The organism is Pseudomonas sp. LBUM1658 (genome assembly GCF_059716055.1).
Window position 1 is genome coordinate 6,653,034 of sequence record NZ_CP166798.1, and the last position, 15,452, is coordinate 6,668,485.

Annotated in this window: 15 protein-coding genes; 11 read left to right on the plus strand and 4 right to left on the minus strand. The window is 60.0% G+C overall.

Going from position 1 to position 15,452, the window contains the following annotated elements; all coding sequences use genetic code 11:
• Positions 1-24: 24 nt before the first annotated feature.
• The 3 genes from spoT (at position 25) to ACA064_RS30775 (ending at position 3,340) form a co-directional block, all read left to right on the plus strand.
• Entirely contained in the window at positions 25-2,130 is a 2,106-nt protein-coding gene (gene spoT, locus ACA064_RS30765) for a bifunctional GTP diphosphokinase/guanosine-3',5'-bis pyrophosphate 3'-pyrophosphohydrolase (protein ID WP_497671451.1), read from the plus strand.
• A gap of 24 nt (positions 2,131-2,154) precedes the next feature.
• On the plus strand, positions 2,155-2,535 hold the full coding sequence (locus ACA064_RS30770; RefSeq protein ID WP_003229509.1) for a RidA family protein: 381 nt from the start codon (positions 2,155-2,157) through the stop codon (positions 2,533-2,535).
• A 64-nt stretch (positions 2,536-2,599) separates the two neighbouring features.
• Positions 2,600-3,340: a hypothetical protein gene (locus ACA064_RS30775; RefSeq protein WP_497671452.1), complete on the plus strand. Its 741-nt coding sequence runs from the start codon at positions 2,600-2,602 to the stop codon at positions 3,338-3,340.
• 59 nt (positions 3,341-3,399) lie between these two features.
• Here the strand turns inward: ACA064_RS30775 and ACA064_RS30780 are convergent, their stop codons facing one another.
• Positions 3,400-4,257: an SDR family oxidoreductase gene (locus ACA064_RS30780; RefSeq protein WP_497671453.1), complete on the minus strand. Its 858-nt coding sequence runs from the start codon at positions 4,255-4,257 to the stop codon at positions 3,400-3,402.
• A 189-nt stretch (positions 4,258-4,446) separates the two neighbouring features.
• Here ACA064_RS30780 and exbB point away from each other — a divergent pair, with 189 nt between their 5' ends.
• From exbB to ACA064_RS30810, 6 genes are all read left to right on the plus strand, one after another.
• Positions 4,447-5,430 (plus strand): tonB-system energizer ExbB, encoded by a 984-nt coding sequence (gene exbB, locus ACA064_RS30785; RefSeq protein ID WP_497671454.1) that lies wholly within the window; start codon positions 4,447-4,449, stop codon positions 5,428-5,430.
• 6 nt (positions 5,431-5,436) lie between these two features.
• On the plus strand, positions 5,437-5,865 hold the full coding sequence (exbD, locus tag ACA064_RS30790) for a TonB system transport protein ExbD (protein WP_150803796.1): 429 nt from the start codon (positions 5,437-5,439) through the stop codon (positions 5,863-5,865).
• Positions 5,862-6,611, plus strand: a complete 750-nt coding sequence (locus ACA064_RS30795; RefSeq protein WP_497671455.1) for a TonB family protein — start codon at positions 5,862-5,864, stop codon at positions 6,609-6,611. The genes exbD and ACA064_RS30795 overlap by 4 nt, the downstream gene beginning before the upstream one ends.
• A 311-nt stretch (positions 6,612-6,922) precedes the next feature.
• A complete protein-coding gene (locus ACA064_RS30800) occupies positions 6,923-7,840 on the plus strand; it encodes a hydrogen peroxide-inducible genes activator (protein WP_497671456.1) in 918 nt (305 codons plus the stop codon).
• 9 nt (positions 7,841-7,849) lie between these two features.
• On the plus strand, positions 7,850-9,925 hold the full coding sequence (gene recG, locus ACA064_RS30805) for an ATP-dependent DNA helicase RecG (RefSeq protein ID WP_497671457.1): 2,076 nt from the start codon (positions 7,850-7,852) through the stop codon (positions 9,923-9,925).
• Between the two features lie 78 nt (positions 9,926-10,003).
• Entirely contained in the window at positions 10,004-11,404 is a 1,401-nt protein-coding gene (locus tag ACA064_RS30810) for an aminoacyl-tRNA deacylase and HDOD domain-containing protein (RefSeq protein WP_497671458.1), read from the plus strand.
• A 137-nt stretch (positions 11,405-11,541) separates the two neighbouring features.
• On the opposite strand, the gene ACA064_RS30815 is transcribed toward ACA064_RS30810, so the two are convergent.
• Positions 11,542-11,922: a helicase gene (locus ACA064_RS30815; RefSeq protein ID WP_497671459.1), complete on the minus strand. Its 381-nt coding sequence runs from the start codon at positions 11,920-11,922 to the stop codon at positions 11,542-11,544.
• A 332-nt stretch (positions 11,923-12,254) separates the two neighbouring features.
• On the opposite strand from ACA064_RS30815, the gene ACA064_RS30820 reads away from it, so the two are divergent.
• Positions 12,255-13,040, plus strand: a complete 786-nt coding sequence (locus tag ACA064_RS30820; protein ID WP_497671460.1) for a sulfite exporter TauE/SafE family protein — start codon at positions 12,255-12,257, stop codon at positions 13,038-13,040.
• Positions 13,041-13,089: 49 nt separating this feature from the next.
• Here ACA064_RS30820 and ACA064_RS30825 read toward each other — a convergent pair whose 3' ends face one another.
• Together ACA064_RS30825 and ACA064_RS30830 are read right to left on the minus strand one after the other, a co-directional pair.
• Complete coding sequence (locus ACA064_RS30825) at positions 13,090-13,575, minus strand: adenosine-specific kinase (protein ID WP_497671461.1); 486 nt, start codon at positions 13,573-13,575, stop codon at positions 13,090-13,092.
• 141 nt (positions 13,576-13,716) lie between these two features.
• On the minus strand, positions 13,717-13,995 hold the full coding sequence (locus ACA064_RS30830; RefSeq protein ID WP_497671462.1) for a DUF3303 domain-containing protein: 279 nt from the start codon (positions 13,993-13,995) through the stop codon (positions 13,717-13,719).
• Positions 13,996-14,244: 249 nt separating this feature from the next.
• Here ACA064_RS30830 and ACA064_RS30835 point away from each other — a divergent pair, with 249 nt between their 5' ends.
• Positions 14,245-15,411, plus strand: a complete 1,167-nt coding sequence (locus ACA064_RS30835; RefSeq protein ID WP_497671463.1) for a hypothetical protein — start codon at positions 14,245-14,247, stop codon at positions 15,409-15,411.
• Positions 15,412-15,452: the final 41 nt, after the last annotated feature.

Consider the following 15,452-nt stretch of genomic DNA (forward strand, 5'->3'; position numbering starts at 1 on the left):
TCACAGCCATCGGCAGGAGTCATCATGCCGAGCATAGACGCCCTCGCCGATCGCTTATCGACCTATCTCGGCACGGACCAGGTCAACCTGGTTCGCCGAGCGTACTTCTACGCCGAACAAGCCCACGACGGGCAACGTCGGCGCAGCGGTGAAGCCTACGTCACGCACCCGCTGGCGGTGGCGAATATTCTTGCCGACATGCATATGGACCATCAGAGCCTGATGGCAGCCATGCTGCATGACGTGATCGAAGACACCGGTATTGCCAAGGAAGCGCTCTCGGCGCAGTTCGGTGAAACCGTGGCCGAATTGGTCGATGGGGTCAGCAAACTGACCCAGATGAACTTCGAGACCAAGGCCGAAGCCCAAGCCGAAAACTTCCAGAAAATGGCCATGGCCATGGCCCGCGATATTCGCGTGATCCTGGTCAAGCTGGCCGACCGCCTGCACAACATGCGGACCCTGGAAGTGCTGTCCGGCGAGAAACGCCGACGGATTGCCAAGGAAACCCTGGAGATCTATGCACCCATCGCCAACCGCCTGGGCATGCACAGTATCCGCGTAGAGTTCGAAGACCTCGGCTTCAAGGCCATGCACCCGATGCGTTCCGCGCGAATCTACCAGGCGGTCAAACGCGCCCGGGGCAACCGCAAGGAAATCGTCAACAAGATCGAAGAATCCCTCAGCCACTGCCTGGCCATCGACGGCATTCAGGGCGAGGTCAGCGGTCGGCAGAAACACATCTATGGCATCTACCAGAAGATGCGCGGCAAGCGACGGGCGTTCAACGAGATCATGGACGTCTACGCGTTCCGCATCATCGTCGACAAGGTCGATACCTGCTACCGGGTACTCGGCGCTGTACATAATTTGTACAAGCCGCTACCGGGACGCTTCAAGGATTACATCGCGATTCCTAAAGCCAACGGCTATCAATCGCTGCATACCACGCTGTTCGGCATGCACGGCGTACCGATAGAGATTCAGATCCGCACCCGCGAAATGGAGGAGATGGCCAACAACGGCATCGCTGCCCATTGGCTGTACAAATCCACCGGCGACGAGCAGCCCAAAGGCACCCATGCCCGCGCCCGCCAGTGGGTCAAAGGCGTGCTGGAAATGCAGCAACGCGCCGGCAACTCCCTCGAATTCATTGAAAGCGTGAAGATCGACCTGTTCCCGGACGAGGTCTACGTCTTCACGCCCAAAGGCCGGATCATGGAGCTGCCCAAAGGCTCCACGGCGGTCGACTTCGCCTACGCGGTCCACACCGACGTTGGCAACAGCTGCATCGCCTGCCGGATCAACCGTCGCCTGGCGCCGCTGTCCGAACCCCTGCAAAGCGGCTCGACCGTGGAAATCGTCAGCGCTCCGGGCGCGCGACCAAACCCTGCCTGGCTCAACTTCGTGGTCACTGGCAAGGCCCGCACGCATATTCGTCATGCCCTGAAATTGCAACGCCGCTCCGAGTCCATCAGCCTCGGCGAACGCCTGCTGAACAAGGTGCTCAATGGTTTCAACAGTACGCTGGAAAAAGTTCCGGCCGAGCGCATCCAGTTGATGCTCCACGAATATCGACTGGAGCTGATCGAAGACCTGCTCGAAGACATCGGCCTGGGCAATCGCATGGCCTATGTCGTCGCCCGCCGCCTGATCGGCGAAGGCGAACAGCTGCCGAACGCCGAAGGTCCGCTGGCGATTCGTGGCACCGAAGGCCTGGTTCTGAGCTACGCCAAATGTTGCACACCGATCCCTGGCGACCCGATCGTCGGCCACCTGTCCGCAGGCAAAGGGATGGTGGTGCACCTGGACAACTGCCGCAACATCAGCGAAATCCGCCATAACCCGGAAAAATGCATCCAGCTTTCCTGGGCCAAGGATGTCACCGGCGAATTCAACGTCGAACTGCGCGTCGAGCTGGAACACCAGCGCGGCCTGATCGCCCTGCTGGCCAGCAGCGTCAATGCCGCCGACGGCAATATCGAAAAAATCAGCATGGACGAACGCGATGGTCGCATTAGCGTGGTCCAACTGGTGGTCAGCGTGCACGACCGCGTGCACCTGGCCCGCGTGATCAAGAAACTGCGAGCCCTGACCGGGGTCACCCGCATCACTCGCATGCGTGCGTAGCCGTCCCATTACAAGGAGTCATTCATGACCAAAACCGTTATCACCAGCGATAAGGCACCTGCTGCCATCGGCACTTATTCCCAGGCAATCAAGGCTGGCAACACCGTTTACATGTCTGGCCAGATCCCGCTGGACCCGAAAACCATGGAACTGGTCGAAGGCTTCGAAGCCCAGACCGTCCAGGTGTTCGAGAACCTCAAGGCCGTGGCTGAAGCCGCCGGTGGTTCGTTCAAGGACATCGTCAAACTGAACATCTTCCTCACCGACCTGAGCCACTTCGCCAAGGTCAACGAGATCATGGGGAAGTATTTCGACCAGCCTTACCCTGCCCGCGCCGCCATCGGTGTTGCAGCACTGCCAAAAGGCTCGCAGGTCGAAATGGACGCCATTCTCGTCATCGAATAACTCTGCTCACAGGTTCTGGCGCAGCCATCGTGCTGCGCCATTTTCGTTCTGAAAGGATTCCGTCATGCGCAAAGCGCTTGCTCTCTCGTTGCTCGCCGTTTTTCTCGGTGGCTGTGCCAGCGACCCCGCCGACCGTGACATCAGCGGCACCTGGATCAACCAGGCAGCAATCGATGCTGCTGCCAAAGGCGGTCCCTTGCGTGAAGCCCTCCAGGCCTATGGTCCAAACCTGGAATGGGACATCAACACCAGAGCCGGTCAGGCGCGATACACCAATGGTTTCGAGAATGTCGATGGCAAGCTGCTGGGTGAAGAATCCGGCGCCTGGAAGGTCGACTTCTATGGCAGTTCCGCCAGCGAGCTCAGCCGCGACGGCAAACAACTGCAACAAGTGGCAACCGACTCCGAACCGGAACAGGTTTTCGCTCGCGCACCAGGGGCGACTCCCGAAGGCGCACCGATCGGCGCCAGCTTCGAACGAGCCTTGTACTCCGCCTATATGGGCGGCGGCTGGAAAGTGCTTAGCGGCCCAGGCGAAGGCAGCACCGTTCAGTTCCAGGCCGATGGCCGGATAGAGGGACTTCCTGGCGCTGATCGCTACGCGCTGTGCCTCGCCGGCGATTGCGCGTCCATGAGCGGCGGCAACGACAACATCTGGCTGCAACAGAACGGCCAGGGCAATACCTGGATTTTTGCACGCAAGGGCAAACAGCTGGAGATATTCCAGACGATCAATACCGCTCAGGCGGACGAGATGCCTTCGTTCACGCCGGGTAATCGTCAGTGGCTGCTGGAAAAGCAGTGATGCCAACACCAAATTAATGTGGGAGCTCGCTCCCACATTTGTATCGCGGTGATTGACCGTCAGCAGCGCCCTTCAAGAATCGCCGCATAACCTTCACGAAAACTCGGATAACGCGGCACCCAGCCCAACGTCCGGGCCCGGGCATTACTGCAACGCTTGCTGCCGTTGCGGCGGACACTGGCATCGGCCGCCCATTCGGTGACTCCCAGATATTCGCGCAACCAGTCGAGCACTTCCGCCAGCGGCACAGGCGCATCGTCGACTCCGATGTAGCAGTCCTGCAGCGCCGCGCCCCGATGCTCCGCCTGGAGCAGGAACGCCAGCAGACCTGCAGCGTCATCGACGTGAATCCGGTTGCCATACAGCGGCGGCTCGATCGCCACGCGATAGCCCCGGCGCACTTGGGTCAACAGCCACTCTCGGCCCGGCCCGTAAATACCGGTCAAGCGCACCAGACTTGCCGGTATGCCGCTCTGTAAAGCCACTTGCTCGGCCTCGAGCATCAAGCGTCCGGAATACCCCGCGGCCTCGGTTGGCGAATTTTCGTCGACCCATTCGCCCGTCTGCTGGCCATAGACGCTACTACTGGAAACAAACAACAGGCGCATAGGCTGCTGACCATGCTGTTTCAACCAGCCCAGCACATGCTGGAGGCCTTCGACATAGGCCGCGCGATAGCCCGCTTCGTCGTGCTCGGTGGCCGCCGCGCAATACACCAGGTAATCCACCTGTTCAGTCGGCCACTCGGCCGGGCACTGCTCACTGAACAGATCGCCCGCGACCCCTTCGACACCACTCGGCAGGCGTGAAATGTTGCGCCGCAGCCCGTAAACCCGCCAATTGTCGACCAACAGTTGCGTGGCCAAACGGCTGCCGACATCACCGCAGCCGGCGATCAAAACAGTTGGGGTGGACATCACAAAACTCCTTTCAGAAGCACTCAGCCTGGCGTCGACAATGGACGAGCGGCTGGCAATCAAAGAAAAAAAGATACTCTATTACTTTTGTTAACAAGAATTACTTGCAATAATGCCTGCCCATTTTGTTCTCGGCCCTGCGAGGCCTGGAAGGACATCCACCCTCTTTTTCTCTCAGGTCCGGCCAGCATGACAAGCAATCAACTCCCCGCTTCGCCAACCAAACTTCCGAGCCCGTCGGGCCCATGGCGCATGGTAACAGCGCTGCTGTTCAGCCTGCTGCTGGCACCCGCCGCCGCTTTCGCCGACGAGCCCGTGCCAGCCACGCCGCCTGCGGCCGCCGTTCAAGGCAGCGCCGAGCCTGCCGCTCCGGTCGTGACCCCGATCGCCGCCGACCCGACCCTCGCCGCTGAAGACGCAACACTCGAAGACCAGCCTGAAGTACTCGAGGCGGACAACTCGCTGGGCATGGCCCACGATCTGTCGCCTTGGGGCATGTACCAAAATGCCGACATCATCGTGAAAGTCGTGATGATCGGCCTGGCCATCGCTTCGATCATCACCTGGACCATCTGGATCGCCAAGGGCTTTGAGCTGCTGGGCGCCAAGCGTCGTCTGCGCGGTGAAATCGCCCACTTGAAAAAAGCCACCACTCTTAAAGAAGCCAGCGCCACCGCCACCAAGGCAGGCACCCTCGCCAACCTGCTGGTCCACGACGCAATGGAAGAAATGCGCCTGTCGGTCAACAGCCGTGAAAAAGAAGGCATCAAGGAACGCGTCGCCTTCCGCCTCGAGCGTCTGGTTGCGGCCTGCGGCCGTAACATGAGCAGCGGCACCGGCGTACTGGCAACCATCGGTTCCACCGCGCCCTTCGTCGGCCTGTTCGGTACCGTGTGGGGCATCATGAACAGCTTCATCGGTATCGCAAAAACCCAGACCACCAACCTCGCCGTGGTTGCTCCCGGCATTGCCGAGGCCTTGCTGGCAACGGCACTGGGCCTGGTTGCGGCGATCCCGGCGGTGGTGATCTACAACGTCTTCGCCCGCTCCATCGCCGGTTACAAGGCTCAGGTTTCCGATGCTTCGGCCGAAGTTCTGCTGCTGGTCAGCCGCGACCTCGACCACATGCCTACCGAGCGCAGCTCGCAACCGCACATGGTGAAAATGGGGTAATCGGCCATGGGCCTGCATTTGAGAGAAGGCGCTGACGACGATCTCGCCGAGAACCACGAAATCAACGTCACGCCGTTTATCGACGTGATGCTGGTGCTGCTGATCATCTTTATGGTCGCCGCACCGCTGGCAACTGTGGACATTAAAGTCGACCTGCCTGCCTCGACCGCCAAACCGGCGCCGCGGCCAGAGAAACCGGTGTTCCTCAGTGTCAAGGCGGACCAGCGCCTGTTCCTCGGTGAAGACGAAGTCAAAGCCGAAACCCTTGGCGCGACCCTCGACGCCAAAACCCAGGGCAAGAAAGACACGACGATCTTCTTCCAGGCCGATAAAGGCGTGGACTACGGTGACTTGATGAGCGTGATGGATGCCCTGCGGGCAGCCGGCTACCTCAAAGTCGGCCTGGTCGGACTTGAGACGGCAGCCAAGAAATGATCACGACGCGCCAAAAGCTGACGCGTTACAGCGGTAGCCTGGCCGTGGTGCTGGGCGTCCACGCGGTCGCGATTCTCCTCGCGCTCAACTGGTCCACGCCACAGCCGGTCGAACTGCCACCGCTGGCGATGGTGGTCGAACTGGCGCCGCTTCCGGCACCACCGCCACCGGCACCGCCAAAAGTCGTGACGCCACCGCAACCACCGGCACCGGTGGAAGAACTGCCGTTGCCAAAACTCGCGGAAGCGCCGAAACCGACCATCTCCGTGCCCAAGCCGGTCAAACCCAAGCCAAAGCCACAACCGCCCAAGCCGGTGGAGAAAAAGCCGGAGCTGCCAAAGGAAAAACCTTCCGAGGAAAAACCTAGCGACGCTCCGCCGACCCCTGCACCGCCGGAGAAATCCGCCGCGCCTGCACCCGGCCCTACAGCCGCGCAAAAGGCCGCCAAGGAAAGCTGGCAAGGCACGTTGTTGGCGCATCTGCAAAAGTACAAGAAGTACCCGGCTGGAGCTCAAGCACGTGGCAAGGAAGGCTTGAACCGTCTGCGCTTCGTGGTCGACGCTGAAGGCAATGTACTGTCGTTTGAGCTGGTAGGACGTTCGGGCAATGCCGATCTGGACCGGGCCACCCTGGAAATGATTCGCCGCGCCCAGCCACTGCCCAAGCCACCGGCCGACATGCTGAACAATGGCTCGATCGAAATCGTTGCGCCGTTCGTTTATTCCCTGGAAAAACGCCGGCGCTAAAACCGGACATAAACCCCCTGTGGCGAGGGAGCTTGCTCCCGCCGGCCGGTCCGCGCTCGGGCGCAGCAGTCGTAAACCGGTGAATGCAGTATTTCTGATGGGCCGCGGTTGCCGGGTTTGGGGCCGCTGCGCGACCCAGCGGGAGCAAGCTCCCTCGCCACCGGGACAGCGTTCACAATAAAAGGCACCGAAAGGTGCCTTTATCCCCGCCAAACATGCATTGCAGAGTGTCGCTCTGCGCCCTCACTCTGATAACGTGCGCCTATCGATTGCAGCCGGTATGCTTGGCTCGCAACCTCATGGACGCCACTATGACTCTCACAGAATTACGCTACATCGTTACCCTCGCCCAAGAGCAGCACTTCGGCCACGCGGCCGAGCGTTGCCACGTCAGCCAGCCGACCCTGTCGGTCGGCGTGAAGAAGCTTGAAGACGAACTCGGTGTGCTGATTTTCGAGCGCAGCAAAAGCGCGGTACGCCTGACGCCGGTCGGCGAAGGCATCGTCGCCCAGGCCCAGAAGGTTCTTGAACAGGCCCAAGGCATCCGCGAACTGGCCCAGGCCGGCAAAAACCAGCTCACCGCGCCACTGAAAGTCGGCGCGATCTACACGGTCGGTCCATACCTATTCCCGCACCTGATTCCGCAACTGCACCGGGTCGCCCCGCAAATGCCGTTGTACATCGAAGAAAACTTTACCCACGTATTGCGCGACAAACTGCGCAACGGCGAGCTGGACGCGATCATCATCGCGCTGCCCTTCAACGAAGCGGACGTGCTGACCCTACAGCTCTACGACGAACCGTTCTACGTGCTTATGCCCAGCTCGCACCCCTGGACCCAGAAGAAGTCCATCGACGCCAGCCTGCTCAACGACAAGAGCCTGCTGCTGCTCGGCGAAGGTCACTGCTTCCGCGATCAGGTACTCGAGGCCTGCCCGACCCTGAAGGGCAGCGACGGCGCCAAGCACACCACGGTCGAATCCAGCTCCCTGGAAACCATCCGGCACATGGTCGCTTCCGGCCTCGGCATCTCGATCCTGCCGCTCTCGGCGGTAGACAGCCATCACTACGCCCCTGGGGTGATCGAAGTCCGCCCGCTGACGCCACCTGTGCCATTCCGCACCGTGGCGATCGCCTGGCGCGCCAGCTTCCCACGGCCAAAAGCCATTGAAATCCTCGCCGACTCGATCCGCCTGTGCTCGGTGGCCAAGCCGCCAGCAGCGGCCTAAGCAAGCACGATGACTGAGCTGTCGAAGGTGCCGGTCACGGCGCTCAAGGGCGTCGGTGAAGCCATGGCCGAGAAACTGGCCAAGGTCGGCCTGGAGAATCTTCAGGACGTCCTGTTTCACCTGCCGCTGCGCTATCAGGACCGCACCCGCGTGGTGCCGATCGGCCAACTGCGGCCGGGTCAGGATGCAGTGATCGAAGGTACCGTCAGCGGCGCCGACGTGGTCATGGGCAAACGTCGCAGCTTGCTGGTGCGCCTGCAGGACGGTACCGGCGGGCTCAGCCTGCGCTTCTACCACTTCAGCAACGCGCAAAAGGAAGGCCTCAAACGCGGCACCCGCGTGCGCTGTTATGGCGAGGCCCGGCCCGGCGCGTCAGGGTTGGAAATCTATCACCCGGAATACCGCGCCATCAGCGGCGACGAGCCACCACCGGTGGATCAAACCCTGACGCCGATCTACCCGCTTACCGAAGGCCTGACCCAGCAGCGCCTGCGCCAACTGTGCCAGCAAACCCTGGCCCTGCTTGGCCCCCGCAGTCTGCCCGACTGGCTGCCGGAAGAACTGGCGCGGGATTATCAGTTGGCTCCGTTGGATGACGCCATTCGCTACCTGCACCACCCACCGGCCGACGCCGACGTCGACGAGCTCGCCCTGGGTCATCACTGGGCGCAGCACCGCCTGGCGTTCGAAGAGCTATTGACCCATCAGCTGTCTCAGCAGCGCCTGCGCGAGAGCCTGCGCTCCCAGCGCGCGCCGGCCTTGCCGAAAGCCAAAGTACTGCCCGCGAAATACCTGGCCAACCTGGGCTTCCCGCCGACCGGCGCGCAGCAACGGGTAGGCAACGAAATCGCCTACGATCTCAGTCAGCCCGAGCCAATGCTGCGACTGATCCAGGGCGATGTCGGCGCTGGCAAGACCGTGGTCGCCGCCCTCGCCGCCCTACAGGCGCTGGAGGCTGGCTATCAGGTCGCACTGATGGCGCCGACCGAGATTCTCGCCGAACAGCACTTCATCAACTTCACGCGCTGGCTCGAGCCGCTGGGTATCGAAACTGCCTGGCTGGCTGGCAAGCTCAAAGGTAAAAACCGCGTGGCGGCCTTGGAGCAGATAGCCAACGGCACACCCATGGTGGTCGGCACCCATGCGCTGTTCCAGGACGAAGTGCAGTTCAAGAACCTGGCGCTGGCAATCATCGACGAGCAGCACCGCTTCGGCGTGCAGCAACGTCTGGCCCTGCGCCAGAAAGGCGTCGGCGGACGGATGTGTCCGCATCAGCTGATCATGACCGCCACGCCGATTCCGCGCACCCTGGCCATGAGCGCCTACGCCGACCTCGACACCTCGATCCTTGACGAACTGCCGCCCGGCCGAACGCCGGTGAACACCGTGCTGATTACCGATACCCGGCGGATCGAAGTCATCGAACGCGTGCGCGCTGCCTGCGCCGAGGGTCGTCAGGCGTATTGGGTGTGCACCCTGATCGAAGAATCCGAAGAGCTGACCTGCCAGGCCGCCGAAACTACCTATGAAGACCTGACCAGCGCCCTTGGCGAATTGCGGGTCGGACTGATTCATGGGCGGATGAAACCCGCCGAGAAGGCCGCGGTCATGGCCGAGTTCAAGGCCGGCGCCCTGCAACTGCTGGTGGCGACCACCGTGATCGAAGTCGGCGTCGACGTGCCCAACGCCAGCCTGATGATCATCGAAAACCCCGAGCGCCTTGGGCTCGCCCAACTGCATCAGTTGCGCGGGCGAGTCGGTCGCGGCAGCGCCGCCAGCCACTGCGTGCTGCTCTACCATCCGCCACTGTCGCAGATCGGTCGCCAACGCCTGGGCATCATGCGCGAGACCAACGACGGCTTCATCATCGCCGAGAAAGACCTCGAACTGCGTGGCCCCGGTGAGATGCTCGGCACCCGGCAAACCGGCCTGCTGCAGTTCAAGGTCGCCGACCTGATGCGTGACGCAGACCTGCTGCCGGCAGTGCGCGACGCGGCGCAGGCCTTGCTCGAGCGCTGGCCGCAACACGTGAGCCCACTGCTGGAACGCTGGCTACGCCATGGGCAGCAATACGGCCAAGTGTGAGCAACGTCTCAGTTTTTGAAACAATGGCGTAACCAAGCTGGTTATACTCTTGAACTTGTTCGAAAACGGATACAGGCCATGACTGAAGTTGCCCTCGCTCCAGCAACCCCGCACACTCCGTCTGTTATCCGGTTGCTGCTGGGCAAGCTCGCCATCAGCTACACCGAAGTGCTCGACCATCCCGGCCTTCCCGCCGTGCGCAAGGTTCAGGCAGTCCTGCTGGACGACGCTGTCGGCACCCTGATGGTGCTGTTTCCACAAAGCCAATTGCTCGATCTCAATCGTCTCGCCGAGCTGACCGGCCGACGCCTGACAGCTGTGCCGGTGGAGCGCCTGGAGCGCATGCTTGGCAAAAACAATCTGAGCCTGTTGCCCGGTCTGCCGAGCCTCACCAGCTCACCCTGTCTTTATGAAGAAAGCCTGCTGTGCGAACCGAGCCTGCTGATCAACTCCGGCGAGCCGGAGTGGCTGCTTGAAGTTTCCAGGGAAGACTTCAAAAGCATGCTGAACAAAGCCAGCGCCGCGACCTTCGGCGAGGCTCTGCAGGCAATCCGGCCGAACCTCGACCGCCCCCACGATGACCGCGAGGAAATCACCCAGGCGGTGCAGGCATTCACTGCCAGACGGATTCAGCAACGCCTCGAAGAAACCATCGAGATCCCGCCGCTGGCCGAAACTGCGCAAAAAATCATCAAGCTGCGAGTCGATCCCAACGCCACCATCGACGACATCACCGGCGTGGTGGAGACCGATCCGGCGCTCGCCGCCCAAGTGGTGAGCTGGGCGGCGTCGCCGTACTACGCCTCACCGGGCAAGATTCGTTCAGTGGAAGACGCGATCGTTCGCGTACTGGGTTTCGATCTGGTGATCAACCTGGCGCTGGGCCTGGCCCTGGGCAAAACCCTGAGCCTGCCCAAGGACCATCCGCAACACACCACGCCCTACTGGCAGCAGTCGATCTACACTGCCGCAGTCATCGAAGGCCTGACCCGCGCCATGCCCCGCGCCCAGCGCCCGGAAGCCGGCCTGACCTACCTGGCAGGCCTGCTGCACAACTTTGGCTATCTGTTGCTGGCCCACGTCTTCCCGCCGCACTTCTCGCTGATCTGCCGCCACCTGGAGGTCAATCCGCACCTGTGCCACAGCTATGTCGAGCAACACTTGCTGGGCATCAGCCGTGAACAGATCGGTGCCTGGCTGATGCGCTACTGGGACATGCCGGAAGAACTGTCCACCGCCTTGCGCTTCCAGCACGACCCTGGCTTCGACGGTGACTACGCCGCGTACCCGAACCTGGTGTGTCTGGCCGTACGTCTGCTACGCAGCCGCGGCATCGGTTCCGGCCCCGACGAAGAAATCCCCGACGCCCTGCTCGAACGCCTGGGCATAACCCGCGACAAGGCTGAAGACGTGGTCAGCAAAGTGCTCGAAGCCGAAGTTATGCTGCGCGAACTGGCTTCGCAGTTCAGCCAGCACTGATCCGCCGCCGGTAATACCGCTATCGCGAGCAAGCTCGCTCCCACATTAGATTTTCAGTGAACACTACATTTGTGTACGACTGCGATGTGGGAGCGGGCTTGCTCGCGATGGGATCACCCCGGTTGAACTGACTCGCCTCAAACCTTCGGCTTTTTCTTCGGCTTCAAATACTTGGTCAACCCCTGGAACCAGATAACCAGCGCCGGGTTGCCCTTGATCTGGATCGATTTGTCCTGAATCCCGGTCATGAACGCCAGTTGCTTGTTCTTCGCCTGCATCGTGGCAAAGCCGTATGCGGCATCTTTAAAGGCAATGGCAAACGCCGGCGTTGGGTAAACGCCCGAACTGCTGGTAATACGCTGGTCTTTGACGAAGAAATGACGGGCAACCTTGCCGTCGAGGGTCTGCAACTGGAACACCAGTTCTTTATCAGCCAGCTGCTGCTGAAACGCCGGGTTGTTACGACTGGCTTTGCCCATTAACAGGCCCAGCATCCAGAGAAGAAAACGAAATTTCATGCACACAGCCTCAGTGGAGTTATTGGATGGCCGTGGGAGTTTAACGATTCAACGGTAGAACGCCACCGATCTCCTTCGTTAGAAGGAGATCGGCCGGCTTTTAGCGGTTATAGCTACAAATTGCTACAAACCCACCTGACTTTACACGTTCGGGCAAGGCGCCGGCCCCCAAAAAAGCCAAGGGCAGCGGATCTCTGGTATGGACCTTGCCAGAGCATTACGCACGAAAAGGTTATAAAGTCAGACCATATCGATATAAGTGGTTATAAAAAATATCGCTATGCTGCCGGCCGGATATTTGTGTCGTCACGCGTGATTTTCAGGTCTTGATAATGGATTTCGGTAATTTGGGTTTTGTCGTTGCAGGCTTGATTGTCGGGTTCATTGTCGGCATGACCGGCGTAGGGGGTGGTTCTTTAATGACGCCCATTCTTTTATGGTTTGGCATTAATCCAGCAACTGCGATTGGGACAGACCTGCTCTATGCTGCTATCACCAAGTCTGGTGGCGTATTCGTTCATAAAAAGAACAACAACATTGACTGGAAAATTACTGGCTGGCTGACGCTTGGCAGCGTGCCGGCAGTAGCGCTTACACTGTGGTTTTTGAAAAATCTGGATACTGACCCCCAAGCGATGAATGCAGTTATCAAACAGGGCCTGGGCTTCGTTCTGTTGCTGACCGCGCTGGCCATTTTCTTCAAGAAAAAGCTGCTGGCATTCGCCCAGAAGCATGCAGGCGACCATTACCACCTCAGTGACTCGAACCTGAACATGCTGACTGTAGTCACTGGCGTGATACTCGGCACAATGGTGGCGTTGACATCCATCGGTGCCGGCGCATTGGGTACTGTGGCGCTTTTTATCTTGTACCCTTTTCTTGCCACCAAACGTTTGGTGGGGACAGAAATCGCCCACGCAGTGCCCCTGACGCTGGTCGCCGGTTTGGGCCATGCGAGCATGGGCAATATGGATTGGCATTTATTAGGCTACTTACTTATAGGATCGCTGCCAGGGATTTACATGGGCAGTCATTTATCTGGCCGCGTTTCTGACGAAATATTGCGTCCTTGCCTGGCTGTAATGCTGATTTTCATTGGTTCCAAGTTGGCGTTTTGAACCAACTGTAAGACTCACTCCGAACATCGCCCAAGCGCCTGCTCTTCATTCATAACTTGTAGCCGATCTGTCGCAAGAAATTCTTACGCCACAAAATATCTTCGTCGCCTTCAATATCAGTGGCACACAAGCCATCCACCACGCCAAGCACAGCCCGCCCCTGCGCGGTCTCAGCCAGAATCACTTCAGTGGGGTTGGCTGTTGCACAAAAGATCCGGCAGACCTCTGGAACCATTTTGACGGTGTTCAGCAGGTTCAACGGATAAAAACCGTCCCCGAGAAAAATGATGAAGCTATGGCCGGCGCCAATGGCTTTGGCATTTTTCTGGGCCAGTTCGATCATGGCGCTATCGGTGCCAGACCATCGCACCAGGCATTTGCCCGAGGCTTCGCAGAAAGCCACGCCAAACTTGATACCGGGCACGGCACCGACCAAGGCTTCGTGGATGTCCTCGACGGATTTGATGAAGTGCGTCTGACCGAATATGAAATTCGTCTCTAGCGGCTTATCGATTTTCACAGTGAAAAGTTGCATCTCACTCTCCTTTCCCGAAGTTGCTTGACGGTGCGGAGTCAGTCGGCGCCTTCCAGGTCTGGAGTCTTGAAAAAGAAGCAGAATTATTCGGCGAGAATAAGTCTGCCCCTTTTTCCTCAGCGCTACTCGGGCTCCCGACTATTACTTGCCGACCGCAGCTGCCAATAGCGGCCCTATCTGCTCATCGGTCATCGCCGGGTGAATCTCCATGCTCATGAGGTCACTCCAGTCGAGCACCCATTTCTGGATCAGAGCCACATCACTGGCCTCGGCGATACCAAAGCCGCTCATGCGTCCTACCGCATGCCAGCGTCCCAGCATCTTCACACCTGCTGGTGGAGCTCCACTGGTTTTGAGAAAACGTTCGATCGCGCTATTACGCCGCTCAGGACTGATTGACCAACTGACAATGAATAACATCTGCCACCTCCGCAGAGGAATGGGCACCTGTTGTTCTTTTCGCGCACCTGGCTGGCGCCGCGGCCACGGCCACGCGTCTGCTTGCAGCTGGCCCCATGGCCGGCCACAAACGACTTCACCCATGGGAAGGAATAGCAGCCTCCCAGCGTCTGCGTATGACCGCTGATCACGTTTTCCCCTCCTATACTCAAGACAGCGTCGTCGGACGCGCCAGACGTTCCATTCGGTATTTTTTGGGGGACTGCGATCTTGAATCTGCGCTCCCTGATCGTTGCCCTGCTCGTCGCCTTGATGGTGGCGTTGGTCGGGTGCGCCACGAAAGAGCGTCCCCCCGAGCTGAGGCCGCAGGTGCGGATCTCGGAAGACACCTGGCGGCGGGTCGATCAGGACATAGTCGCCGCCTCCAAAGACGCCACAGGCCAGGCCAAGATCTACACCCGCGGCTCCATGGATCACTGGAGACTGCGCGTCTACCAGCGCACCGAGGAAGACTTCATTCCGTGGTTCAGCAACTACTGGACCCAGGAATGGCTGTCCATGAAGGTGACCTGGTACACCATAAGCGCTGGAAAAGATGAGAAAGACCGTTCGACAAAACGATTGGCGGCCTATCTGCAGGAGCAATACCACGATCGAGTGCTCGCCCCCGTCGCCGTAGAGATCGATCCCGATGCGATTATGGGGCAGGCGACGGAATTCTACGTTCAACTCATGAGCACACAACTTCAGGCTATAGCCCGGCGCTATGGTGTCCCCGCGGAACAACTCAATCGCCGGCTCCAGGACATTCCAGCGATCACCTTGGCGCCTCCGCCCGCTAACAACGCTTCGCTCTACCAAGTAATCCACACCGCGCCGATCGCCACGCTGCCGGCCTATGTGGCCCTGACCGATCAGATCCATGCTGTCGCGGCCAAAACCGGCGCCAATACATCGGATGCGGCCATATCGACAGTGGCGAAACGCACCAGCGAAAAATTCGAGGCCCAATTCGCCAGCCGAGGTATCGCCAGCGCCGCTGCAGCGGCGGCCGGCCGGGTAGCGGGCATGATGATTTCCATGGGCGCCGCAGGTATTCGCGCCATGGCCCACGAGAGCGATCGGCCGGAAATGGAAGCGCAGGTTCGGCAGAACCTCGGCACCGCCTTTGACCAGGCGTGGCTCAAGCTGGTCAAGAGTCCCACCACCGGGGTCATGGCATCGGTTCTTTACCTGGCCGGGCAAATCGAAGGGAGTCTCGGCAAAGCCATTGAAATGCCAGTTCGATTCGGACCGGTACCGCGAGAAGTTCCTCTGCCTGGCCAGGAGTCTGTGCAGGACGAAAGAACTGACGAGCAAGTTCCTGCCGACGATGGGAACGCGGCGGAACAACCCGACATGGGTGATGGCAGCACAGATCCCTCAGTGGCCGAATGATCAGTGAGAAGCCTGCTGGCTGTGTTTTAACGGATCAGGCG